The following is a 20,444-nucleotide window of genomic DNA, read 5'->3' as shown; positions in this document are numbered from 1 at the left end:
CACCCCCCACGGGAGAACCGCCCGGCGACTTGAAGGGACCCGGACCCATGTCCCCTTCGCGCGTTCACGCGCTCATGGGGCCGCGTCACCGTCTCCGCGGCCGAGCGGCCGGACGCGTCCGGCCGCTCGGCCAGAGCGTGCCCTGTCTGTCCGCGGCCCGGCAGGGGGCCGCGAAAGGTGGTGATCGATACCGCGGTGACGACACCTTGGCAGAGTGACCTGTGGTACGGCGATGATGTGCCGAGGCGGGTTTGCGCCGTGGCCGGTTTCCGCCAGGGCCGTACCCGGGGGTGTGGTTTCCAGGAGGGGCGAGGGGCTGATGCTGGCAGCGATCGGTCTGGACGAGACGCACGAGTCGGCGTACCGGGCGCTGGTGTCCGTGGGCGCCGCCGACGTGCCCGATCTGGCACGGCGGCTGGCGCTGGCCGAGCACGACACGGAGCGGGCGCTGCGCAGTCTGGAGCGGCACGGTCTCGCGGCCCAGTCCTCGGCCCGCCCGGGCCGCTGGGTCGCGGCTCCCCCCGGCGTGGCCCTCGGCGCGCTGCTCACCCAGCAGCGGCACGAGCTGGAGAAGGCCGAACTGGCGGCAGCGCTGCTGGCGGAGGAGTACCGGGCGTCGGCCGCCGAGCCCGCCGTGCACGACCTGGTCGAGGTGGTGACCGGCGCGGCGGCGGTCGCGCAGCGCTTCCTGCAGATGCAGCTGGCAGCCACCGAGGAGGTGTGCGCGCTGGTCACCGACAACCCGATGGTCGTCTCCGGTGTGGAGAACGTCGCCGAGGAGCAGGCGGTCGGCCGCGGGGTGCGCTATCGCGTGGTGCTCGAGCGGTCGGTCCTCGACCTGCCGGACGGGATCGTGCAGCTGGCGGAGGCGCTGCGCCGGGACGAGCAGGTGCGGGTGGTGGACCAGGTGCGGACCAAGCTGGTGGTGGCCGACCGGTCGCTGGCTATGGTGCCGCTCACCTCGCGCAGCGCGGAACCGGCCGCGCTCGTCGTGCACGCGAGCGGTCTGCTGGAGCTGCTGTGCGGGCTGTTCGAGTCGGTGTGGCGGGACGCGCTGCCGCTCAGGCTCGGCGCGTCCGGGGTCACCGAGCAGCAGCCGGACGGCCCCGACGACACCGATCTGGAGGTGCTGTCCCTGCTGCTCGCCGGGCTGACGGACGCGAGCGTCGCCAAACAGCTCGACCTGGGCCTGCGGACCGTACAGCGCAGGGTGAAGCGGCTCATGGACCTGACCGGGGTGACGACCCGGCTCCAGCTGGGCTGGCACGCCTACGAGCGGGGCTGGGTGTCCCGGGACGCCCAGGAATGACCCGTACTTGGCCTGCGCGCCGACGCGGGCTCCGGCACTCTGGGCAGATGGGAGTGTGGGAACTCCTGCTGGTCGGCCTGGTCATCGTGCTCGGCCTGTGCGGGGTGCTGGTCCCCGGGGTGCCGGGGTCGTGGCTGGTGTGGGCCGGGGTGCTGTGGTGGGCGCTGCAGGATCCGCGGCCGGCGGCCTGGATCGTGCTGGTGGGGGCCACCGTGGTGCTGTTCCTGGGGCAGGTGGTGCGCTGGGCGCTGCCGCCCCGGCGGGGGCTGCGCGCGAGCGGTACGACGCCCCGGACGGAGGCGTGGGCGGGGGCGGGCGCGTTCCTCGGCTTCTTCCTGATCCCCGTGGTGGGCGCGATCCCCGGCTTCATCGCCGGGATCTACCTCCACGAACGGCTGCGCCTCGGCAGTCACGGCGACGCGATGGCCGCGCTGCGGACGGCGATGCGCTCGGGCGGCTCCAGTGTGCTGACGGAGTTCTTCACCTGCCTGCTGATCCTGGGGGCGTGGCTGGTGGCGGTCATCCAGGGGTGACGGCTCGGCCGGGGGCGTCGGTTGCGTCTGCGGCCTCGGCCAGCAGGGCAGGGAGATCGACGGCGTCGGCCAGCGCCCGCATGCCCGCGTCGTTGAAGTGAAGATGGTCGCCGGGGTCGTAGGCGGGCCGGATCCACTGCGGTCGTGCCGGGTCGCGCACGGCGGCGTCGAAGTCGGCGACCGCGTCGAAGGTGCCACCGGTGCGGATGAAGTCGTTGACACGCTGCCGTACGGCCTCGCCGGCGGCGGTGAAGGAGCCGTGGCCGCCGTACGGCGTGAGAGTCGCCCCGACGACACGGATCCCCTGGGCGTGCGCGCGGGCCACGAGGGTGCGGTAGGCGGTCTCATAGGCGCGGACGTCACTGGCCGCCGGGGTCCCCTTGATGTCGTTGATGCCTTCGAGGACGATCAGCGCGCGCACCGCGGCCCGGGACAGCGCGTCGGCATCGAGGCGGGCGAGCGCACTGGGTCCCACGCCGTCGCGCAGCAGTCGGTTGCCGGAGATCCCGGCGTTGAGGACACCGAGGTACCGGGCGCGCAGGCGTACGGCGAGCCGGTCGGGCCAGCGGTGGTTGGTGCCCGGGGTGGAGCCGGCGCCGTCCGTGAGGGAGTCACCGAACGCGACGACGGTGCCGGTGGTGCGGCCGCGTACGTCGACGCCGGTGACGTAGTACCAGCGGCTCGTGGTCACCGTGAAGGCGGCACCGTCCTCGTCGGCGGCCCGTCCGGCGCCGTACGCGGCGACGTAGCTGGTCTGCAGGGCGTCGCGGTGACAGGTGGCGGGACCGGAGTCGGCGGGCGTGTGGACGGTGACGAGGAGATCGGCGCCGGCCGGTACGGTGAGTGGGACCGGGTCGCTGACGAGGTCCTGGCCGACCGGCACGGTGACGCTCGGGGCACCGTGGAAGGCGGCGACGCGCATGGAACCGGGTACGGCGTCGGGCCCGTCGGCACGACGCAGCGCGACGGTGACCGCATCGAGGGCCAGGGGCACGCTGCCGAACCGGTTACTGACCCGGATCCGCACGGCATACCCACCGACACTGACATGAACGACGTTGCGAATGGCGGCACCGGGGAGCGCGGGGGCGGTACCCGAGGGGGCTGTTTCCCAGGTACCGGTCCAGCGGGACACATCGGCCGAGGAGGCCTCGACGCCCGGGACGGACCGGAGGACCAGGGCGGAATCGGCACACCGGGAGGAAACGAGAAGCGCGGCGGCGGGCACGGCACGCCGGGCGGAACCGGTCGGCGCGGCGGGTTCAGCGTGCGGGGCGCGTTCGGCGGTTACGGCCGGTGCGGCCACCAACGCCGAACCCCCCAACACCAGGAGCGCCACCGAGACCGCTCTTCCGGCCTTGACCATGCGCACGCCCGCCTTTCCGCTCCCCCGCAGGAGCAGACGCTGACACACCACCACCCCGAACCCGCCGAGCCGCACCACCGACGCCCCCGCACGGCCCAACGGCTCGCCACCGCCACCTCGGCCGAGGTACTGCCGTCCGGGGCGGCCGGTCCCGGCACGCCGGCCCCGGCACGCCACACGGCCAGCTGCTGTCGGTGGACGACGAGACGGCACGGAAGGCCCACGCCGACACGGAGTGACGGCGGTACGCCCTAGGCCGGCGGTCGTAGGACCACGTCCCGATGTGCCGGGCGGGTGCGCGTGCTTGGCTGGTTGCATGACCGAATTCAGCGAGGCCGAACGCGCTTACCTGCGCTCGCAGCGGCTGGGCCGGATGGCCACCGTGGACGCTCACGGGCAGCCCCAGGCGAACCCCGTGGGTTTCTTCCCGCAGGACGACGGGACGATCCTGATCGGCGGCTACTCCATGGGTGCCACGAAGAAGTGGCGCAACCTGGAGAAGAACCCGAAGGTCGCCCTCGTCGTCGACGACATCGCCAGCGTCAGGCCGTGGAAGGTGCGGGGCGTCGACATCCGCGGCGAGGCCGAACTCCTCGTCGGTCCCCATGAGCTGGGCCCGCAGTTCAGCGAGGAGCTCATCCGCATCCACCCGCGACGGGTCCTCAGCTGGGGCCTGGAGGACGACTGACCCTGTCCGGCGGATCATGTGACTGGTTCGTGCCGGGGTCGTTGCGCCCGTCGTGGGACAGGGAGATCCGACGAATGACGAGCAGCCCCGGCTGAAGCCGCATTTGCCCAAGACGGGCCGGCGGGACGGGCGTTGGCCCACGCGGTACGGCAGGCGGGCCTACGTCTGACACGGCACCGTCACCGTGGTCGAAAACCAGTGGGACAGCCCCGCTCTGCGCCATTACCGTGCTGCCGAACCAAGTCGTCTGGCAAAGGACGTGCCGTTGTACACCCTGTGAGACCTCCCGAGCGCTGATTCGTCGCGCGTCGCGCATCTGCGCCGCGCTCCTTTCTGCTGCGGACTTCTCACTGAAACCGGTGTACTTCTGTGCTCGACAACTTGGTGGTCATGCCCACTTGCCTGCCGCTCGTTCTCCGCCGTTGCCACGCGTGCGCGTCCGAGCGCTTCCGGGCGAGCGGTAAATTCCGCGTCAACGCGAACCACAAGCTCATCGACGCCTGGCTCCTCGTGCTCTGTACCGCTTGCGGGGAAACCGAAAAGCTCACGGTCCTGGAGCGGATGAATGTGCGCTCCGTACGACCTGAACTGCTGGACCGGCTGCATGACAACGACCCTGGCCTGACAGCTGAGCTGCTCCAGGATCCGGTCGTGCGGCGCCGTAATCGAATCGCCCTCGACTGGGACAACGCCTGGCGCCTCGACACCGGCGGATCGGATCACCTGGACCGCGAGGTGATCGACGTCTCGGTCCGCTTCACGGCGCCGATTCCCGTCCGGCCGGTGCGACTGATCTCTGAAGGTTGCGATCTTTCACGGGCCGAGGTCGAGAGACTGATCACGGAGGGGAAGCTCGTTTCGGCAGTCCGGCTGAGCGGCAGACTCTCCGGCGGCTTCACCTTCACGCTCAAGCGCTGAGCCCTCCTCGGGACCAGGGCCTGTCCGGCAAGATCCGCCGGACAGGCCCTGGCCGTCGAGCGAGCCTTCCCGCCTCAGCAGCCACACCTTCCGGTAGAGGCCGCCGGCGTAGCCCGTCAGGGAGCCGTCCGCGCCGATCACCCGGTGGCAGGGGCGCACGATGAGCAGCGGGTTGGCGCCGATCGCGCCGCCGACGGCGCGGACCGCGGCCCGGGAGGCGCCGATGCGCGCGGCGATCTCGCCGTACGTCGTGGTCGCGCCGTACGGGACCGAGTCGAGCGCGGCCCAGACCCGTTCCCGGAACTCGGTGCCGTGGGTGCTCAACTCGAGCCGGAACGCGTTGAGTTCACCGGCGAAGTAGGCGGCCAGCTGTTCCTCGGCAGCACGGAACGGCCCGGGGTCGCGCCGCCAGTCGTCCTGTACGGTACGCCCGCCCTTCTGGCCCGGCACGGACAGCGAGGTCAGCGCGCCGCCGGGGCCGGCGGTGAGGAGGAGGAGGCCGAGGGGGCCTTCCACGCTCGTCCAGTACGTCGTGTCGAGGCTCATGCCGGCTCCGATTCCCGTGCTGCGTCCAGGTGTTGCAGGGCGTATGACCGCCAGGGCCGCCACGCGTCCGATACGTCGTCCCGGCCGGGCGGGGCCACGTCGGGGTCGCCCAGGGAGCGGACGCGGATGACGGCGACGACGGCAGGGTCCATCCCGGGCAGGGCGAGCAGGGCCGCCGCCGCGTCGTCCCGGTCGGCGCCCGGGTCGAGACGTACGGTGCCGTCGGCGAGCGCGGCGGCCAGCGCGCCCAGGGTGCCGCCCGGCTCGGCCCCGGCGAGGACGGCCGGCTCGGGGAAGAGGTGGGTGAGGCTCCCGCTGGCGGCGTCGAGCGTCTTGCCGTACTGCCGCACCAGCCGCTCGGCCTCAGCCCGTCCGACCAGGGCCCGGACCGCCGGTTCGGCGGCGTCGGCGGCGCCGGGCGAGCGCAGGCCGGGCCGGGCGGCGACCAGCGGGGCGAGCCGCTCGTCGGCGCCGAGGCGCTCGTCGACCGCGTACGGGTCGGCGTCGAGGTCGAACAGCCGCCGCAACCGCTGCACGGCCGTCGTCAGGTCCCGTGGGTCGCTCAGCCGCAGCCGTGCGTCGAGCCAGCCGCCGGGGTGTGCGGCGGGCCCCGCCTTCGGGGCGCCGGTCCGCTCGTCGACGGCGACGATCCCGGTGCCGTACGGCAGGCGCAGGGTGCGCCGGTAAGTACGGCGGCCGGGCTCTCCGCTCATCTCCTCGACCCCTCCGACGGCCTCGCGCTCCAGGAGGTCGAAGACCTCGCCGGACCGGTACGGCCCCCGGTACGCGAGCCGCAGCGGAATCCCCGTGCCCGGGGTGGCCCGGCGCGCGTCCCGGCCCCGGGGCGCGGCGGTGCGCACCTCACTCGGGGTGGCGGCGTACACGGCGCGGACCGTGTCGTTGAACTGCCGCACACTGGCGAAGCCGGCGGCGAACGCGATCTCCGTGATCGGCAGATCGGTCGTCTGCAGCAGCACCCGGGCCGTGTGCGCCCGCTGCGCCCGGGCCAGCGCGACCGGCCCGGCGCCGAGTTCCGCGGTGAGCTGCCGCTGGACCTGCCGGGCGCTGTAGCCGAGCCGCGTGGCGAGCCCGGCGACGCCCTCCCGGTCCACGACCCCGTCGCCGATCATCCGCATGGCCCGCCCCACGACGTCGGCTCTGACGTCCCAGTCGGCGGAACCGGGCACGGCGTCCGGGCGACACCGGCGGCACGCCCGGAATCCGGAGCCTTGCGCGGCTGCCGCGGTCGCGAAGAACCGCACGTTCCGCCGCTTGGGCGTCACCGCCGGACAACTGGGCCGGCAGTAGATCCCGGTCGTCTCGACGGCGAAGAAGAACGCGCCGTCGAACCGGGCATCCCGACTCCGCACGGCCTCGTACCTGCTGTCTTCGTCCATCACACGATCCAGTGTGCGGGAGGGGCGGACACCGGGCTGGCGGAAATCGGACATGAAGCCGGCGCCACGGGACGGACCGCGGGCGGCGGCGCGCCGAATCGGCGGAACGGCACGGGGCGCATCGGCGCGGCGGTGCCGGCCGGCGCCCGGCACCGCTGCACAGTCAGGCCGGCACCGCCGCACAGGCAGACCGCCAGGCGCGCGGGCGGGCGCCCGCGCCCGGCCGGAGCCGGCGGCCTCACCTCACGGGCACCGCCGGCGGCGCCGACCGGCTATCGCCACCGCCCCCGCTTCGCGTCCATCGCCGCCTTGCCCTCCGCTCCCCTCTTCTTCCACTCCTTCCGGAGTTCGGCCCTGAGCCGTTGGTCGGTCTTGGCGGTGATCCACTGGTTCTCGCGCATGAGCTTGCGGTAGCTCTCCAGGCGGCGGACCGGGAGGTCGCCGTTCTCGAGGGCCGCCAGCACCGCGCAGCCGGGCTCGCTCTCGTGCGCGCAGTCGTGGAACCGGCACGCGCGGGCCAGCTCCTCGATCTCGGAGAACACCTGCCCGACACCGGTCTCGGCATCCCAGAGACCGACGCCCCGCAGTCCGGGCGTGTCGATCAGCACACCCCCACCGGGCAGCGCGAGCAGATTGCGCGTAGTGGTGGTGTGCCGCCCCTTGCCGTCGATGTCCCGCGCCGCCCGCACGTCCATCACGTCCTCGCCGAGCAGCGCGTTCGCGAGCGTCGACTTGCCGGCACCGGACTGTCCGAGCAGTACGGACGTACCGTCGCCGACGGTCGCGACGAGGACGTCGAGCCCGTCGTCGTGCAGTGCGCTGACGGTGAGCACCGGCACGCCGGGCGCCGCCGTCTCCACGTCCTGCACGAGGTGCGCGAGGGTCACGGGGTCGGGCACGAGGTCGGCCTTGGTGAGCACGACCACGGGCTGCGCCCCCGACTCCCAGGAGTCCGCCGACTTATGCAGCGGTGCCTCACCGGTCGAGCAGGACATGGCCAAGGCCAGGAATCGCTCGATCCGCCCGTAGTCGAGTTCGGCTGCGAGCGACACACAGATGATGACTCGATCGATGTTAGTGGCCAGTACTTGGCCCTCGGAACGCTTCGACGAGGTCGAGCGTACGAACGCGGTTCGGCGCGGCAACAGGGTGCGCACGTAACGGGGATTGGCGCCCTCGGGGTCGACAGCGACCCAGTCGCCCGTGCACACGACCTTCATGGGGTCGCGGGGTACGACGAACTCGGTGTCGGCGCGGACGGTGCCGAACAGGGTGACGACATCACACAGGCCGCGATCGACGCGGACCACCCGGCCCGGTACGAGCCCCTGCGTGGCATACGGGGAGAACTCAGCCTCCCAACCCTCGTCCCAGCCATACGCGGCGAGCGAGTGTGACGAAGCCGAACTCGAAATAGAAGAGGAAGACAAGGGGTGACCCTTCACATGGGTGGCCCCCGGCACCGCGTACTCGGACGCGGAAAGAAACAGGTGTGATCAGCCGGTGGCCACGGGGGTGGACTTGACGAACTTCCGGATGCGGGCAACGCCCATCGCGACGACAGCCATCGGTCAACACCTCCCAGGTCACTCGCAGCGGACAGCGGCGGCACGGAGCAACCGCAGGAACGAACACGACCCTAGCCACCTGCCCCGACGATGCACCAGCGATTTTTCAGCCCAGCACCTCAACGTGGCGAGGTCACGCTGCCCGCGGTCGGCGCTCAGCATGCGGCCGGGCACGAGACCGCGCCGCACGGGGAGAGAACGCGGCGGCCCAGTGGAGCTCCCAGCCGTAGAAGGTGAGGGCAGCAGAACCAAATCTGCTTCCTTTCAGCCAGAGGTCTCCAGTCCCGTCCCGCTCAGCCGTCAGCACCCCTCCGTACGGCGGCGGTACCCTGACTGGCCTACCATCAAGCTTTAATCCCAGGGGAGTTACTCTTGCCGCAGCTCGCCGTCGCGAACACCCTCTGGGCCGAGTACGAGCAGTTGGACAAGCCAGTGCGGGCCGGCGTTCGCAAGGCCATGGCCAAGTTCCAGACGCTGACCACGGTGGAACTGAGATCAGACAAGGGACTCCAGCTCTCGGTTGTGTCCATGGCCCGTGACCCGCGCATCAGGACGATCCGTATCACAGCCTTCTGGCGAGGCGTCATCCTCGCGCCGGACGACGGAAGCGAGACCTACCTTCTCCTGAAGGTGCTGCCACATGATGAGGCAGTCATGTGGGCTTCAAAGCGGATCTACAGCGTCAATGCTGCAACCCACAGGCTCGAAGTGCGCGACGTGGCGGCCATAGAACAGCTGAAGTCGGCACAGGCGGCAACGGCTCTTCCGTCTCGGCTGTTCGCCCAGTTCTCCGACAGGACCCTGCACGAGCTGGGCATCGACGATCAGACGCTGGAAGCCGTACGGACGGTCACGGATAGAGCCCAGCTGACTGCGTTCGGCCCCTTGCTTCCCGAGGACCAAGTCGAAGTGTTGCAGTACCTGGCAGTGGGGTTCTCCCCGAGGAGGTCTTTCGGGACCTGGTGACTGCACGCCGACCTGCTGCTTCAGACGCCTTCGTCGACGGGGATCTCGCCTCGGCCATCGCCAACACGCGAAGCCGCATCACGTTCGTCACAGGATCCGCAGAACTGGAAGAGATCGCCGGTAAGCCGCTGGTCGTGCCACAGCGCGGAGAACTCACCGGGCATACCCTGCGCGGCAAACGCAAGGACTACCGATGCGAGCGCCTTCCCCTGGTCGGCGGAGGACAGGCGGACGTGTTCAAGGCGACACACAAGCCATCCGGTCAGGTCGTCGCCCTCAAGAAGCTGCGCGACAAATACCCGTTTCCGCGTCAAATAGCCCGAATGGGCCGAGAGATCGAGTTCGGCAGGAGGCTCCACGGGCACCCGCACGCCATGCCCGTACTGGATTTCGATCACGAGAACACTTGGTTCGTCATGCCGTACGCACAGGCCACCGCCGAGCAATGCCGGGACCGGTTCGCCGACATCCATACCCTGCGTTCGCTCGTGGAAGCCCTTTGTTCCGTCCTTACCGTGGCGCACCGAGAAGGATGGATTCATCGGGACATCAAGCCCGCCAACATCCTCCTGAACGACCGGTGGGTTCTCGCGGACTGGGGGATCGTGAAGCGCCCCTCGGGGCAGACGACCGACGCGCAGCGCACCCGGGTGGGCGTGTTCCTGGGGTCCGACGGGTTTGCCGCGCCAGAGCTGTACAACGACGCCCACGGAGTGGGCCCGACAGTCGACATCTATAGCCTCGGCCAGTTCATCGGATGGGCTGTCACCGGTGAGACCCCCCTCGTCAATGTTCCCCTGGTTCCAAAGTCGGGCCCTTGGCGCACCGTTGTACGTGAAGCCACCCAGATGGACCCCGCGCGGCGGCCGGCCACGATCTCGGATCTCCTTGACATCGTCAGCCAAGAGCTAGACGAGCCGCAGGATCCACCTCTTCTGATCGGCGAGCACTTGCAGAGGGAACTGGCCGGGGGATCGCCCGACGCGGCAGAGCAGCTGGTCGCGTTGGCTGCCGCAAAGAACGATGATGCGGCCCTCTATTGCGACCTGCTGATCAATACCCCCTTGGATCCCCTCATACCTGCGCTCCTTTCCGATCCTGGCCGCGCCATCGAGATAACGCACTCCATGGCCCAGCTGTTGGGTTCGCACCGACCGCCGGAGCGCGGCGAGGTGGATGCCGTCATCATGTGGCTGATCGCCATAGCCAAGAAGGCCGCCGCCGCAAGCGAACTGGAGCTACTTGAGACATGTTGCAGCGGCGCGTTCGAGTGGAACTCCTCATGGGATCAGTGGTCCCCTCAAGCCACGATATCCACGTGGATTTCCACCCTGGCGGGGGATGCGGCGAGCTCGGTGGCGGCCATGCCGCGACAGCACCCCGGATGCGCAGCACATTTGCAGCATTTGGCCCATGACATTCGCATCGACCATCGCATCCGTAAAGCTATCTCAAGCCCCTAAGGATTTCGGCAGCCTCGTGTCATGCGTCACCGGGGAAACGAAAATTACGCACGTGGCCACCTCTTTGTGCGGGGGGTACGTCCCCCTGCCCCACGACGCGGCTCACGCCGCAAGCTCGAAGCCTCCGCCGACACGCCGATGCCGATGGTGATACCTGCCAGTTCGACCACTGGCCTCCGGTAACTGACTTCTAGGCCCGACTGCGTAGTGAATTCCACGATTTGGTAGCGGAGCATGCACTGCACCGGCCCGCCCTCCAAGCTGAGCGCGCGCCTCAACCGGGGCAGAGACTCAGCCAACGCCCATGATGAGGAGTTCAGGGTGAACAGCCCAATGGTAGGCAGGTCTGCCAGCCGGAACCGAATCTGAGTTGCGGGCACCGGCCCACGGCCGGCAAGGGCCTCAGCCTTACGTTCCTTCAGTGTTGAGGGGCACCCACACAAATCGCCAGACTCCGACATCGGTTCGAGAAACCGATACCCGTCGCAACTGTGGAAGATCTCTCCAGCTCCCTGTAGCACCATGCGGAACGTCACCGCCCTCTGTCCAGCGAGAATGACCGGAACGCGGTTGCAACCAGTGAGCACCTCCGTGACGCCTCCGCCGCTGACCTCCCCAGCCACAGAGGGACTCACAAAATGGGTGACAAGGGCGTCCGCAACGAATGGCACCCTTGTGGTCACGCGCCAGGACGATGCAGCCACGGGCCTTCCCTCCTTGTGCCAGCCGACATGGAACCGACCCACTATGGGCTCGTCGCCGCCGTCTTCGTGCCCGATGGGCATGGACTTCCTCCGCCTCACGGAACAGCAGGAGAACCAAGGCTCCTCAACGAACATCGTTTGGCCAGGCCGGACAAAGGATGTAAATGAGACGGAGAGGCTCTTCCTCAACGCGCCACCAGAGCTCTGCACCCTGGCCACATGATGGTCAAGTACAAGGAGCAGCTGTACGCCGCTCCCCCACTGCTACAGCGGAAGGTGGACGCGGGCGACCCTGCCGCAGAACCCACCGAACCACACCTGACCAGCGAAAAGTCATAGCCGAAGTTCGGATTGCGGATGGCTTACCGGGCTGCTGCTTGAAGTGAACGAAACCAGTCGTGGCTACCCGGAGGAGCAAGAGGCGTTACCGGCGTTCGAGGGGCCTGCGGTTCCCTCGAACGCCGGCCAGGCCACTGAACGGCCTCAGCTGCCAACCCAGCGATGTTCCGCACACCGAAACGAGTCCGGCCGTCCGCAGCCCGGGCAGCGAGGCCAAGGCGGCCGTCCCGGCTTACGCGGTGGCACCAGCACGCCAGTGGTTCTGCACTCCACAAGGCCATGGCCATGGCAACCGACAAAATGCGTCGCGCGCGGCTACCTCGCCGGCTCCAGCCTCGCCGAATACGAGCAACACCGCACCGCCTGCGGCGTCGCGCTACCTGAGGGACTGGTGGGCGGTTCACAGCTCCCCGCGCCGATCTTCACCCCCGCGACCAAGGCCGAGGTCGGCGAGCATGACGAGAACGTCTCTTACGAGGAAGTGGCCCATCAGATCGGCGCCGAGACCGCGGCGCTGCTCCGTCAGACCACCCTCGCGGTCTACGGCCGAGGCCGGGACATCGCCCGCGACCGCGGAATCCTTCTGGCCGACACCAAGTTCGAGTTCGGCTTCGACAACGAGCGACTCGTCATCGCCGACGAGGTGCTGACCCCGACTGCTCCCGTTTCTGGCCTGCCGACCAGTGGGAACCCGGCCGCCCCCAGCTGTCGTTCGACAAGCAGTTCATCCGCGACTGGCTGACCTCTCCGGCCGCCGGCTGGGACCGCGGCGGCGAGTACCCCCCGCCGGCGCTCCCGACCGAGATCGTCGAGCAGTCCCGCGCCAAGTACATCGAGGTGTACGAGCGCCTTACCGACACCACCTGGTCGTAGCTCTACGCTGCGGACCGCCGGATCCCCCGGCCCCGACGGTCCGCGGTTGCCAGGGCCAGCGGCGCCCTGCTCCTCACGGAACAGCCAGGCGTCGAAGCCCCGACGGTCGCTCCCACGGCTGGTTCCGCGGGCCGGATCGTTCGGGCAGCACATGCGGCAGGGTGCTACCCGTCGTGATCTACTTCTCCCGATCGGCCTGCCTACCGTGCCCGTTGCCGCTGCTCGCCCGATAGCCTTGAGCGCCACCGAGCGCGAGCGGCAGAAAAAGATGGCCTACGGCCACAAGACCGAGCACCGGATGCCAGTGTCGACGAGGGCCTGGATCGCGGCGTCGGACTGTTCGGGGGTGCGGGAGAAGTCGAGCATGCAGGTGATGCCGCTGTCGATCGCCGTCAGCGCGGCCGGCTTCGTCCCGACGTACATGTCGTGGGGCCGGTAGACCGTGGCGTAACCGGCAAGGGTGGACATGACGTAGGCGCCGAGGTCGTCGACGTCCGGCATGATCCGGCGCAGCTGCGTCTCCCAGGCGTGCCGGTGGGTGTCGACGAAACCGGGGGCCAGGATCGTGCCGGTCGCGTCGACGACCACCGCGCCCTCCGGGCTCAGGCCGGGACCGACCGCCATGATCGTGACGCCCTCGATGAGCAGGTCTGCGGCGTGCAGGACACCGGAGTCGGGGTCCATGGTGACGATGGTCGCGCCGGTGAACAGGATGCGCCGCTTCGGGTCGGTGGATCGGCGCTGAAGCTGTTCGAGCACGGCAGGGCTGGGTACCGGAGGCAGTCAAGGGGAGATCCCGTTCGTCGTGCCGGGGCGGTGGGCCCGTGTGGTGTAGGTGATGACCTCAGCTTCGGCCCGGCCGAAGGCCGCAACCAGGCCGCCATCCGCCCAGGTACGGCACACCCGGGCTCACCGTCCCCCGCGACACCACGACGCTCAGGAACCGGACGCCGTAGTCGCTCGGCGCGGGTCACTCTGGCCTCCTCGATGAAGCCTCGGTCCACGGACACACCACAGGTCTCCGACCGCGATGCTCCGGCCTGCTTGAACTAACGGTGGAGAACGTTCGGTCTTGACAGCATCACGTGGCGATGCGAAGGTTCACGAGATAGACCGTTCGTTCCACCTAGGGATCTGATGTGCCTTCCTACCCGCAGTCCTCATTGGCTCCGGAGTACCTGCCCGAGCTGCTTCGTCCAGCGATCGAGAAATACCGCGACGAAGCCCAGGAGGGGCGCAGGCTTCCGGCGGAACTCCTCGACCACCTCCGCGCCAACGGGGCCTTTCGCCTCAACACACCGCGCGAGCTCGGTGGGTTCGAACTGCCTCTGGCCACCACCACGGCCCTGATCGAACGGCTCGCGCGGATCGACGGCCCGACGGCCTGGATCGTGTGGAACCTCAACGCGGGCTTCACCGCCGCGTTTCTCGACGAGGCGAGCGTGGACCGGATCTGGGCCGATGGCCCGGACCCTATGATCGCGCACTCGAGCCAGCCGGGTTTCCTGGTGCCGAGCGACGACGGGTTCCGGCTGTCCGGTGAGTGGAAGCTCGTCAGCGGGGCCGATTCGGCCCAGTGGCTGGGGCTGTTGGGAATCGTCCTGGACGGCGGGCAGCCGCGCATGACCGAGACCGGCCCTGACTGGCGCTTCTGCCTGGTCCCCCGCTCGGCGGTGACGGTGCGAGACACGTGGCACACCACCGGCATGCGGGGCACCAACAGCAACACGGTGATCGCCCAGGACGTACAGGTGGCCGCCGACATGATGGTGGCGTCCGACACGAAAGCCCGCATCGACCGCCAGCTCTTCCGCCTGCCGCTGACCAACCAGATCACCTCCGGGGGCGCGGCCGTGGTACTGGGTATCGCCCGGGCAGCGATCGACGAGATGGCGGAGCTGACGCGCACCAAGCTGGGGCCGGACGGCATGCCCATCGCGCAACAACCCCGCATTCAGGCCGCCTTCGGCCGGGCCGGCGCGCAGGTCGACGCCGCGTCGGCGTTGCTGCTGAGCAAGCTCGGCAGACTGGACGCCGCCGCGGCCTCCGGCCGCCCCGCGACGGAGGCGGAGCGCGGTGCCGTACGGGGCGCGTACTCCCACGCGGGCGAGACCGCGCGCGCCGTACTCACCTCGATGTACGAGCTGGGCGGCTCGACCGCCCTGTACGAGTCGAGCCGGCTGGGCACGCTGTTCCACGACGGGCACGCCGCGGCCCAGCACGCCATCCTGTCGGCGGCCAACTACGAGCCGGCCGGACGCACCGTCATCGGCATTCCCAGTGGCGACCCCACCCTCTGACCGGATTACCCGGCCCGCCCGGCACCGAACGTGTGCCTGGTCTGCGACGTATAGCAGACGCTTCCAAAGTCAACAGGAGCAAATGTGTCAAGGAATTCGCAGGAGCACGAGAGCAGCGCCACCGAGACGTCATGGGCCTTGATCACCGGCTCTACGAGCGGCATCGGCCGGGCGACGGCGATCCGCCTCGCGCAGGACGGATACAGCATCGTCGTCACCGGACGTGACCCTCACCGTGCAGCAGAAACGCGCGATCTGATCGAATCCGCCGGCGGCCACGCCGTTGACCTGCCCGCCGACCTCAGCGATCCGGCACAGGTACGTAACCTCATCAAGCGAATCTTCGACGCCATCGACGGTCCCCTTGACGTCGTGGTGAACAACGCTGGAGGCGGCGGATTCGCGCTGACCGAAGATGCTACCGAGAACATGTTCGACGCCTCGTTCAACACCCACGTGAAGGCGCCTTACTTCCTCGTCGCAGCGTTCGCGCCCCCCATGGCGGAGCGCGGCCGCGGGAAAATCATCAACATCGGCAGCCTGAGCACCGCCATGGGTTCCGCCGGTACGAGCATTTTCCAGGCGTCCAAAGCCGCGTTGAGCATGCTGACCAAATCTTGGACCGCGGAGTACGGTCCACGTGGCGTCCAGATCAACTCGGTCGACCCCGGCTTCGTGATCACCCCGGCCACCGAGGCGTACGGCGACGCGTACGACGGCTTCCTGAGCTCGTTGCCTGCGGGACGGGGTGCCCGACCCGAAGAGATCGCCGAGGTCATCCGGTTCCTGGCTTCGCCGCAGGCCACCTACCTCCAGGGAGCCTCGATCTCGGTCGACGGCGGCAAGAACGCCGTTGTCGCCATGTAGCCGTTGTCGCCATGTGAGTGAGCCTTTCCGTGTGGCCGATGATCGGGTGACGCCGCTGATGTCGCTCGGGGTGCGCCACGGAAAGGGATCCCTCGCCGTTGAGAGCGGTGTCCGACGTCTCAACCGTCAGCGGAGGGGCCCGTTGGTTCCCTGTCCTGCCGAACTCGACCTGCCTCACGCCTTGGTCGAGTGAGTCACGAGGCTCATCGTCGCCCGGGAGCGTGAGGCAACACCGTAGGCGCGAGGCTCGTCCCGACCTGTCGCTTGCGCGTCCACGGCGCCGTCCACCCCGCCAGTATCGCCACCGGCACCCGGCAGCAGGAGCGCCGTGGACGCTGCCAGGGGTGGCGGCTGCCCACCGCGAGTTGGCGGTGCGGCCGGCGCCGGCGCCGTGCAGGTCGAGCAGTCGCCGGCGGCCCCTCGCGGCGCCCGTCGGACTCATCTGCGGGCGTACGCGGTCCAGTCGGCGATGCCTGCCCCGCGCTGCCACGGGCGACGGCCAGCGAGCTTGGCCCGTCATGCAGGGGTTGCCAGAGGGCTCGGACAAGCTCAGCGCCGCCTTCCGCCCTGGGTACCGCATCGCCCGGCCGGTTCCATGGCGCCGCGCGCACCGGGGGCGCGGTCTCCGCGCCGGTCGCGACCGGGCCGAGGCCGCCCTGCCCGTGGCTCGGGAGGGCCGTCACGGACAGGGAGCCGCGCAAGCCGTCGGACGTCGGGCCGTCATGGGGTCTTGAGCGCGCCGCCGTCCACCACCCAGTTGGAGCCGACCGCGCTCGGCATGGTCGGAGACGCCAGCAGCAGCACCGCGCGAGCGATCTCGGCCGGTTCGATCAACGCACCGGTCACCATGTCGGTGAACTCAGGCACCCGGGCCAGCAGCGCGTCCCGGTCGAGCCCCATGCGCGCCGCGAGTTCGACACCGAGTCCGTCCTCGCCCGTCCACACGGGGGTCCGCGTGGAGGACGGCGTGACGACGTTGACCCGGACCCCCGACTCCGCGACCAGCTCGGCCAAGCCGCGGGAGAAGGTGTTGAGCGCGGCCTTGGCCGCCGAGTAGGACACCGGTACCCGCCGTGGATCGCGGGCGTTCTGCGAGCTGATGCTCACCACCGCGCCCCGGGAGCGGGTCAGCGCGGGGAGCACGGCCCGGGTGGTCTCCACGGCCGCGCCGAGGTTCAGGGCGAACACGCCGGCCCAGTCGTCGGCCGTGCCGCCGAAGGGATCGGCGAGCAGCTCCGGGGTCGGGTCCCCGCCGCCGACGTTGTTGACGAGGACGTCCAGGCGCGGGTCCGCATCGAGCACGCTCTCGACCATCCGTCGCGGGGCGTCGGGTTCGGCGAGGTCGGCGGCAACGAACGTGGCTCCGGTGGCCTCGAGTTCGGATGTGATCTTCCGGGACACGGCGACGACTTCGGCGCCTTCGGCACGGAACGCCTTGACGATCGCGAGGCCGATGCCTCTGCTCGCCCCGGTGACGAGGACGCGCTTGGTGGACGACGTCATCCGTTTAGCTCGAGGTGAGAGACATTGCCTGTTCAGCCATCTCAGAAACGGTCCGGGCCCGTCGGCGACGTAGCCGGCGACACGGATCCCGCGGGCCTGCGCGCCGACGCCCGGCGCAACCGGGGGCGCATTCTCGATGCCGCGCGCGAGGTGTTCTCGGCCCGGGGCGTCGACGCCCCGATGAGCGCCGCCGCGCACCGCGCCGGCGTCGGCGTGGCCACCCTCTACCGCCGCTTTCCCACTCGCGCCGAGCTGGTCGCCGCCGCCTTCACCGAGCAACTCGCCCTGTGCGCCAAGGCGTTCGACGAGGCTCTCGCGGACCCTGATCCCGGGCACGGCCTGTACGCACTCCTGGAGAAGGTATGTGCCACACAGGTGACCGACCGCGGCTTCGCCTCCGTGTTCCTCGACCGGTTCCCCGACGCCCTCGATCACGAGCACGAACGCGACTGCGCCGAAGAGGGCATGGCGCTGCTGGTCCGGCGTGCCCGCGAGAGCGGACAGCTGCGCGAGGACTTCGACCTCGCGGACGTCACCCTCCTGCTCGTGGCCAACAGCGGCCTCGCCGGGCAACCGAGAGCAGCCGCCCTCGCAGCCTCCCGGCGCCTGCTGGCCTATCTCTTCCAGGCGTTCCAGGTGCGGCCTTACGGGTCGCTGCCGCCTCCCGCAGTGATGGAACTGCGCGGGAATTACCGGCCGTGAGACCGATGGAGTCCCGCCGGGGTGGGAAATCCCGGCTCATGGCGGCGGGCGCGAGGGGGCCCTGCGGCTGCCGACTCGCTACGCCGCGTCGGCGTGATCGAGGCCGGCGAGGGTCGCCATCTCCAGCAGGCCGGTGTCCAGGGACACGCGCGGTCGGTAGCCGAGGACGTTGCGGGCGGCGCTGATGTCGTAGACGCGGTCGCGGCCCAGGAATGCGACCAGCCAGTTGGTGAGCGGTGGTGGGGTACGCCTGCGCAGGACCCGGGCGCCGAGATCCATGAGCGCCACGATCGGCGCGACGACGGACGACGGGAGACTCCGGGCGGCGGAGACGTCGACGCCCTGGCTCGCCAACAGCGGGGTGAAGAAGTCGCGGACCGCCATGGGGCTCCCGTCCGTGACGTAGTAGGGGACACCGTGGCGACCTTGGGTGAGGGCGAGCAGGACCGCGTCGGCGAGGTTGCCGACGTGGATGAAGTCCACGACGTGCCGGCCGCCGTCGATCCACAGGAAACGCCCCTTGGCGGCGTCTGCGGCCGTTTCGGCGATGTTCATCCCCGCGCCCCAGACCAACGGTGGCCGCAGGATCACCAGGGTCGTTCCCGGCGATACGACGGCGCGCAGCGCATTCTCGGTTGCCAGCTTGATCCGGCAGTACGCGATGACGGGGGTGCCGTTGTCGGTGTCCTCGTCGACCACGACGGCGCGTTGCGTACCGGTGGACACACCGGCTGCGCTGATGAGCACGAACCGGGGCACCTTCGCCGCGACCGCAGCCGCGTGCAGGGCGACGGACGGATCGTGGTTGTCGGCCCGGAAACCCGCGTCGTCGCCCCAGAACTCCATGCGGGCCGCGGCATGTACGACGGCGTCGACGTCGTACAGGAGTTTCAGCCAGGCCGGGGGCGTGGCGACCGCGTCCCCCTCCATGACGAGCCCGGCCAGGTCGCCCCGCACCGGCTGCGCTCCCGCCTCGGCCACCTTCCGCTCGCTTACGGTGGAGCGGGCGAGGGCAAGGACGGTGTGGCCCTCGGAGCGCAGTTGGCGAATCAGGCGCTGCCCGACGAAGCCGCTCCCACCGGTGAGGAAGACACGCATGAATGACCCCTGATGACTGATCGTTGGGAATTCGGCGAACGCACGGGGACGCGGGCCGCGGACGCTGAGCGACCCGGCCCACCCGAGCCACCTGGCAAGGCCGAACGTTCTGCACCCAGAGGTTGGCAAGAACGCTTGCACCTTGTCAAGACCGATCGTTCTGTCTTGTCGATGGGATATGGTTACCGTACTTCGAGTCCCACAGGCGGGAAGGTCTTCTCATGTCCGTACGACCTCCGTCCCCGGCCCTCTCCCTGGATCTGGACGACGACCCGTCCAGCACCCTGGAGGCCGCGGCCTGGGCCCAGGCGGCCCTGATCGCCACCCTGCACGACGCCGCGACGACGTCGCAGGCCGATGCCCTGGCGGCCGACCCGCAGCGCACCGCCGTGCTGGAAGCGGTCGGCCTGATACAGCGGGACGGGGACACGCCGTCTCTGCACCCCTCCTACCGGTACCCCGACGGCCCGACGAACCGCAGCGCGGCTCAGGCGCGTCTGAGTTCGCTGCGCCAGGCGGTGGCGGCCGCCGCGGGGGAAAAGGGCGAGACCGGCGGCTGGACGGACCAGGGCGACGAGGTGCTGCGCAACCAGGGCCGTGCGTCCGCCGGCACCGGCCGCGCGATCGCGGGCACCGTGGTCCCCGCCCTGTCCGGTCTCGCCGAGCGGCTGGACATACCGGGCAGCCGCATCCTGGACGTCGGCACCGGCATCGCCGCTCTGGCGCTGACCCTGGCGGAGGCGTTTCCGCGTGCCGAGGTCGTCGGTATCGACGTCATGGAGCGTGTGCTGCGGCTGGCGCGCGAGGAACTGGCCGCGGCCGGTACCGAGGCCGCCGACCGGGTCACCCTGCGCCACGCCGACGTGGTGGACCTGACGGAGCAGGGCGCCTACGACATGGTCTGGCTGCCCGCGCCCTTCCTGGCGGAGGAAGCCCTGACGCACGCCCTGCCGCGGCTGATCGAGGCTCTGAAACCGGGCGCCTGGATCGTCGTGGGCACCAACCCGGCGGCCCCCGACCCCTTGCGCCAGGCAGTCGCCGGCTGGCACGCCGTACGCAACGGCGGCAACGCCTACGACGCGGACCGGATGACGAAGACGCTCACCGCGTACGGACTGCTGGACGAACGGGCCTTCCCTACGGTGCCGGGCGGACCCGTGCTGGTCGCGGCAAGGCGAGGCTGAAGATACGGGGTGCCGCTGGTGGTCTTTGGCCCCGACGGCTTCCGCGGCACCGGGCATGCCCGTCGGCCAGGGCGTTCAACGATTACCAGCGGTTCCAGTGGCTGAAACTCCGGTCGTCGG

At 69.9% G+C, this 20,444-nt stretch carries 17 protein-coding genes and 2 pseudogenes; 11 read left to right on the top strand and 8 right to left on the bottom strand.

Annotated elements, in window-relative coordinates; genetic code table 11:
- Positions 1-319: 319 nt before the first annotated feature.
- Complete coding sequence (locus tag IEZ19_RS25510; RefSeq protein ID WP_189313614.1) at positions 320-1,309, top strand: helix-turn-helix transcriptional regulator; 990 nt, start codon at positions 320-322, stop codon at positions 1,307-1,309.
- A 47-nt stretch (positions 1,310-1,356) separates the two neighbouring features.
- Positions 1,357-1,842, top strand: coding sequence for a DUF456 domain-containing protein (locus tag IEZ19_RS25505; RefSeq protein WP_189313613.1), 486 nt, complete (start codon positions 1,357-1,359; stop codon positions 1,840-1,842).
- On the opposite strand, the gene IEZ19_RS25500 is transcribed toward IEZ19_RS25505, so the two are convergent.
- On the bottom strand, positions 1,829-3,307 hold the full coding sequence (locus IEZ19_RS25500; protein WP_229840752.1) for an SGNH/GDSL hydrolase family protein: 1,479 nt from the start codon (positions 3,305-3,307) through the stop codon (positions 1,829-1,831). The genes IEZ19_RS25505 and IEZ19_RS25500 overlap by 14 nt on opposite strands.
- Before the next feature lie 217 nt (positions 3,308-3,524).
- Here IEZ19_RS25500 and IEZ19_RS25495 point away from each other — a divergent pair, with 217 nt between their 5' ends.
- Positions 3,525-3,896 (top strand): PPOX class F420-dependent oxidoreductase, encoded by a 372-nt coding sequence (locus IEZ19_RS25495; protein ID WP_189313612.1) that lies wholly within the window; start codon positions 3,525-3,527, stop codon positions 3,894-3,896.
- A 369-nt stretch (positions 3,897-4,265) separates the two neighbouring features.
- Positions 4,266-4,814, top strand: a complete 549-nt coding sequence (locus IEZ19_RS25490; protein ID WP_229840750.1) for a DUF1062 domain-containing protein — start codon at positions 4,266-4,268, stop codon at positions 4,812-4,814.
- Positions 4,815-4,871: 57 nt separating this feature from the next.
- Here the strand turns inward: IEZ19_RS25490 and IEZ19_RS25485 are convergent.
- The 3 genes and pseudogenes from IEZ19_RS25485 to rsgA form a co-directional block, all read right to left on the bottom strand.
- A pseudogene (locus IEZ19_RS25485) lies at positions 4,872-5,360 on the bottom strand (methylated-DNA--[protein]-cysteine S-methyltransferase); the annotation flags it as partial.
- Positions 5,357-6,757, bottom strand: a complete 1,401-nt coding sequence (locus tag IEZ19_RS25480; protein WP_189313702.1) for an AlkA N-terminal domain-containing protein — start codon at positions 6,755-6,757, stop codon at positions 5,357-5,359. The pseudogene IEZ19_RS25485 and the gene IEZ19_RS25480, both read right to left, overlap by 4 nt.
- 272 nt (positions 6,758-7,029) lie before the next feature.
- Entirely contained in the window at positions 7,030-8,187 is a 1,158-nt protein-coding gene (gene rsgA, locus IEZ19_RS25475; RefSeq protein WP_189313610.1) for a ribosome small subunit-dependent GTPase A, read from the bottom strand.
- Positions 8,188-8,697: 510 nt separating this feature from the next.
- On the opposite strand from rsgA, the gene IEZ19_RS25470 reads away from it, so the two are divergent.
- The gene (locus tag IEZ19_RS25470) at positions 8,698-9,291 is read left to right on the top strand and encodes a hypothetical protein (protein ID WP_189313609.1); all 594 of its coding nucleotides are present in this window, start codon (positions 8,698-8,700) and stop codon (positions 9,289-9,291) included.
- Positions 9,288-10,754 carry a serine/threonine-protein kinase gene (locus IEZ19_RS25465; protein WP_189313608.1) on the top strand — a complete coding sequence of 489 codons (1,467 nt, stop codon included), beginning with the start codon at positions 9,288-9,290 and terminating at the stop codon, positions 10,752-10,754. The genes IEZ19_RS25470 and IEZ19_RS25465 overlap by 4 nt, the downstream gene beginning before the upstream one ends.
- A gap of 44 nt (positions 10,755-10,798) precedes the next feature.
- Here IEZ19_RS25465 and IEZ19_RS53565 read toward each other — a convergent pair whose 3' ends face one another.
- Positions 10,799-11,539 (bottom strand): recombination directionality factor, encoded by a 741-nt coding sequence (locus IEZ19_RS53565; protein ID WP_373297044.1) that lies wholly within the window; start codon positions 11,537-11,539, stop codon positions 10,799-10,801.
- Between the two features lie 550 nt (positions 11,540-12,089).
- Here IEZ19_RS53565 and IEZ19_RS25460 point away from each other — a divergent pair.
- Positions 12,090-12,670: pseudogene (locus IEZ19_RS25460) on the top strand (phosphoribosylaminoimidazolesuccinocarboxamide synthase); the annotation flags it as partial.
- 273 nt (positions 12,671-12,943) lie between these two features.
- Here the strand turns inward: IEZ19_RS25460 and IEZ19_RS25455 are convergent.
- Positions 12,944-13,429: an amidohydrolase family protein gene (locus IEZ19_RS25455; protein ID WP_308429002.1), complete on the bottom strand. Its 486-nt coding sequence runs from the start codon at positions 13,427-13,429 to the stop codon at positions 12,944-12,946.
- A 380-nt stretch (positions 13,430-13,809) separates the two neighbouring features.
- Here IEZ19_RS25455 and IEZ19_RS25450 point away from each other — a divergent pair, with 380 nt between their 5' ends.
- A complete protein-coding gene (locus IEZ19_RS25450) occupies positions 13,810-14,970 on the top strand; it encodes an acyl-CoA dehydrogenase family protein (protein ID WP_189313607.1) in 1,161 nt (386 codons plus the stop codon).
- An 84-nt stretch (positions 14,971-15,054) separates the two neighbouring features.
- Complete coding sequence (locus IEZ19_RS25445; RefSeq protein WP_189313606.1) at positions 15,055-15,837, top strand: SDR family NAD(P)-dependent oxidoreductase; 783 nt, start codon at positions 15,055-15,057, stop codon at positions 15,835-15,837.
- A 720-nt stretch (positions 15,838-16,557) separates the two neighbouring features.
- Here the strand turns inward: IEZ19_RS25445 and IEZ19_RS25440 are convergent.
- Complete coding sequence (locus IEZ19_RS25440; RefSeq protein ID WP_189313605.1) at positions 16,558-17,340, bottom strand: SDR family NAD(P)-dependent oxidoreductase; 783 nt, start codon at positions 17,338-17,340, stop codon at positions 16,558-16,560.
- Between the two features lie 24 nt (positions 17,341-17,364).
- Between IEZ19_RS25440 and IEZ19_RS25435 the strand changes: the two genes are divergently transcribed.
- A complete protein-coding gene (locus IEZ19_RS25435; RefSeq protein ID WP_189313604.1) occupies positions 17,365-18,042 on the top strand; it encodes a TetR/AcrR family transcriptional regulator in 678 nt (225 codons plus the stop codon).
- Between the two features lie 78 nt (positions 18,043-18,120).
- Here the strand turns inward: IEZ19_RS25435 and IEZ19_RS25430 are convergent, their stop codons facing one another.
- On the bottom strand, positions 18,121-19,140 hold the full coding sequence (locus tag IEZ19_RS25430) for an NAD-dependent epimerase/dehydratase family protein (protein ID WP_189313603.1): 1,020 nt from the start codon (positions 19,138-19,140) through the stop codon (positions 18,121-18,123).
- Between the two features lie 221 nt (positions 19,141-19,361).
- Here IEZ19_RS25430 and IEZ19_RS25425 point away from each other — a divergent pair, with 221 nt between their 5' ends.
- A complete protein-coding gene (locus tag IEZ19_RS25425; protein ID WP_189313602.1) occupies positions 19,362-20,324 on the top strand; it encodes an SAM-dependent methyltransferase in 963 nt (320 codons plus the stop codon).
- Positions 20,325-20,444 lie beyond the last annotated feature (120 nt).

The sequence above is a fragment of the Streptomyces brasiliensis genome (assembly GCF_014647875.1).
GTDB classification, from domain to species: Bacteria; Actinomycetota; Actinomycetes; order Streptomycetales; family Streptomycetaceae; genus Streptomyces; species Streptomyces brasiliensis.
The sequence above is the reverse complement of the archived record's forward strand: the minus strand, read 5'-3'. Positions and strand labels throughout refer to the sequence as shown.

Bases quoted from the DNA above. Each gene is read 5' to 3' on its own strand.
- IEZ19_RS53565 (WP_373297044.1), bottom strand. From the start codon at position 11,539: ATGCCCATCGGGCACGAAGACGGCGGCGACGAGCCCATAGTGGGTCGG.
- IEZ19_RS25440 (WP_189313605.1), bottom strand. From the start codon at position 17,340: ATGACGTCGTCCACCAAGCGCGTCCTCGTCACCGGGGCGAGCAGAGGC.
- IEZ19_RS25495 (WP_189313612.1), top strand. From the start codon at position 3,525: ATGACCGAATTCAGCGAGGCCGAACGCGCTTACCTGCGCTCGCAGCGG.
- IEZ19_RS25510 (WP_189313614.1), top strand. From the start codon at position 320: ATGCTGGCAGCGATCGGTCTGGACGAGACGCACGAGTCGGCGTACCGG.
- IEZ19_RS25425 (WP_189313602.1), top strand. From the start codon at position 19,362: ATGTCCGTACGACCTCCGTCCCCGGCCCTCTCCCTGGATCTGGACGAC.
- IEZ19_RS25430 (WP_189313603.1), bottom strand. From the start codon at position 19,140: ATGCGTGTCTTCCTCACCGGTGGGAGCGGCTTCGTCGGGCAGCGCCTG.
- IEZ19_RS25505 (WP_189313613.1), top strand. From the start codon at position 1,357: ATGGGAGTGTGGGAACTCCTGCTGGTCGGCCTGGTCATCGTGCTCGGC.
- IEZ19_RS25480 (WP_189313702.1), bottom strand. From the start codon at position 6,757: ATGGACGAAGACAGCAGGTACGAGGCCGTGCGGAGTCGGGATGCCCGG.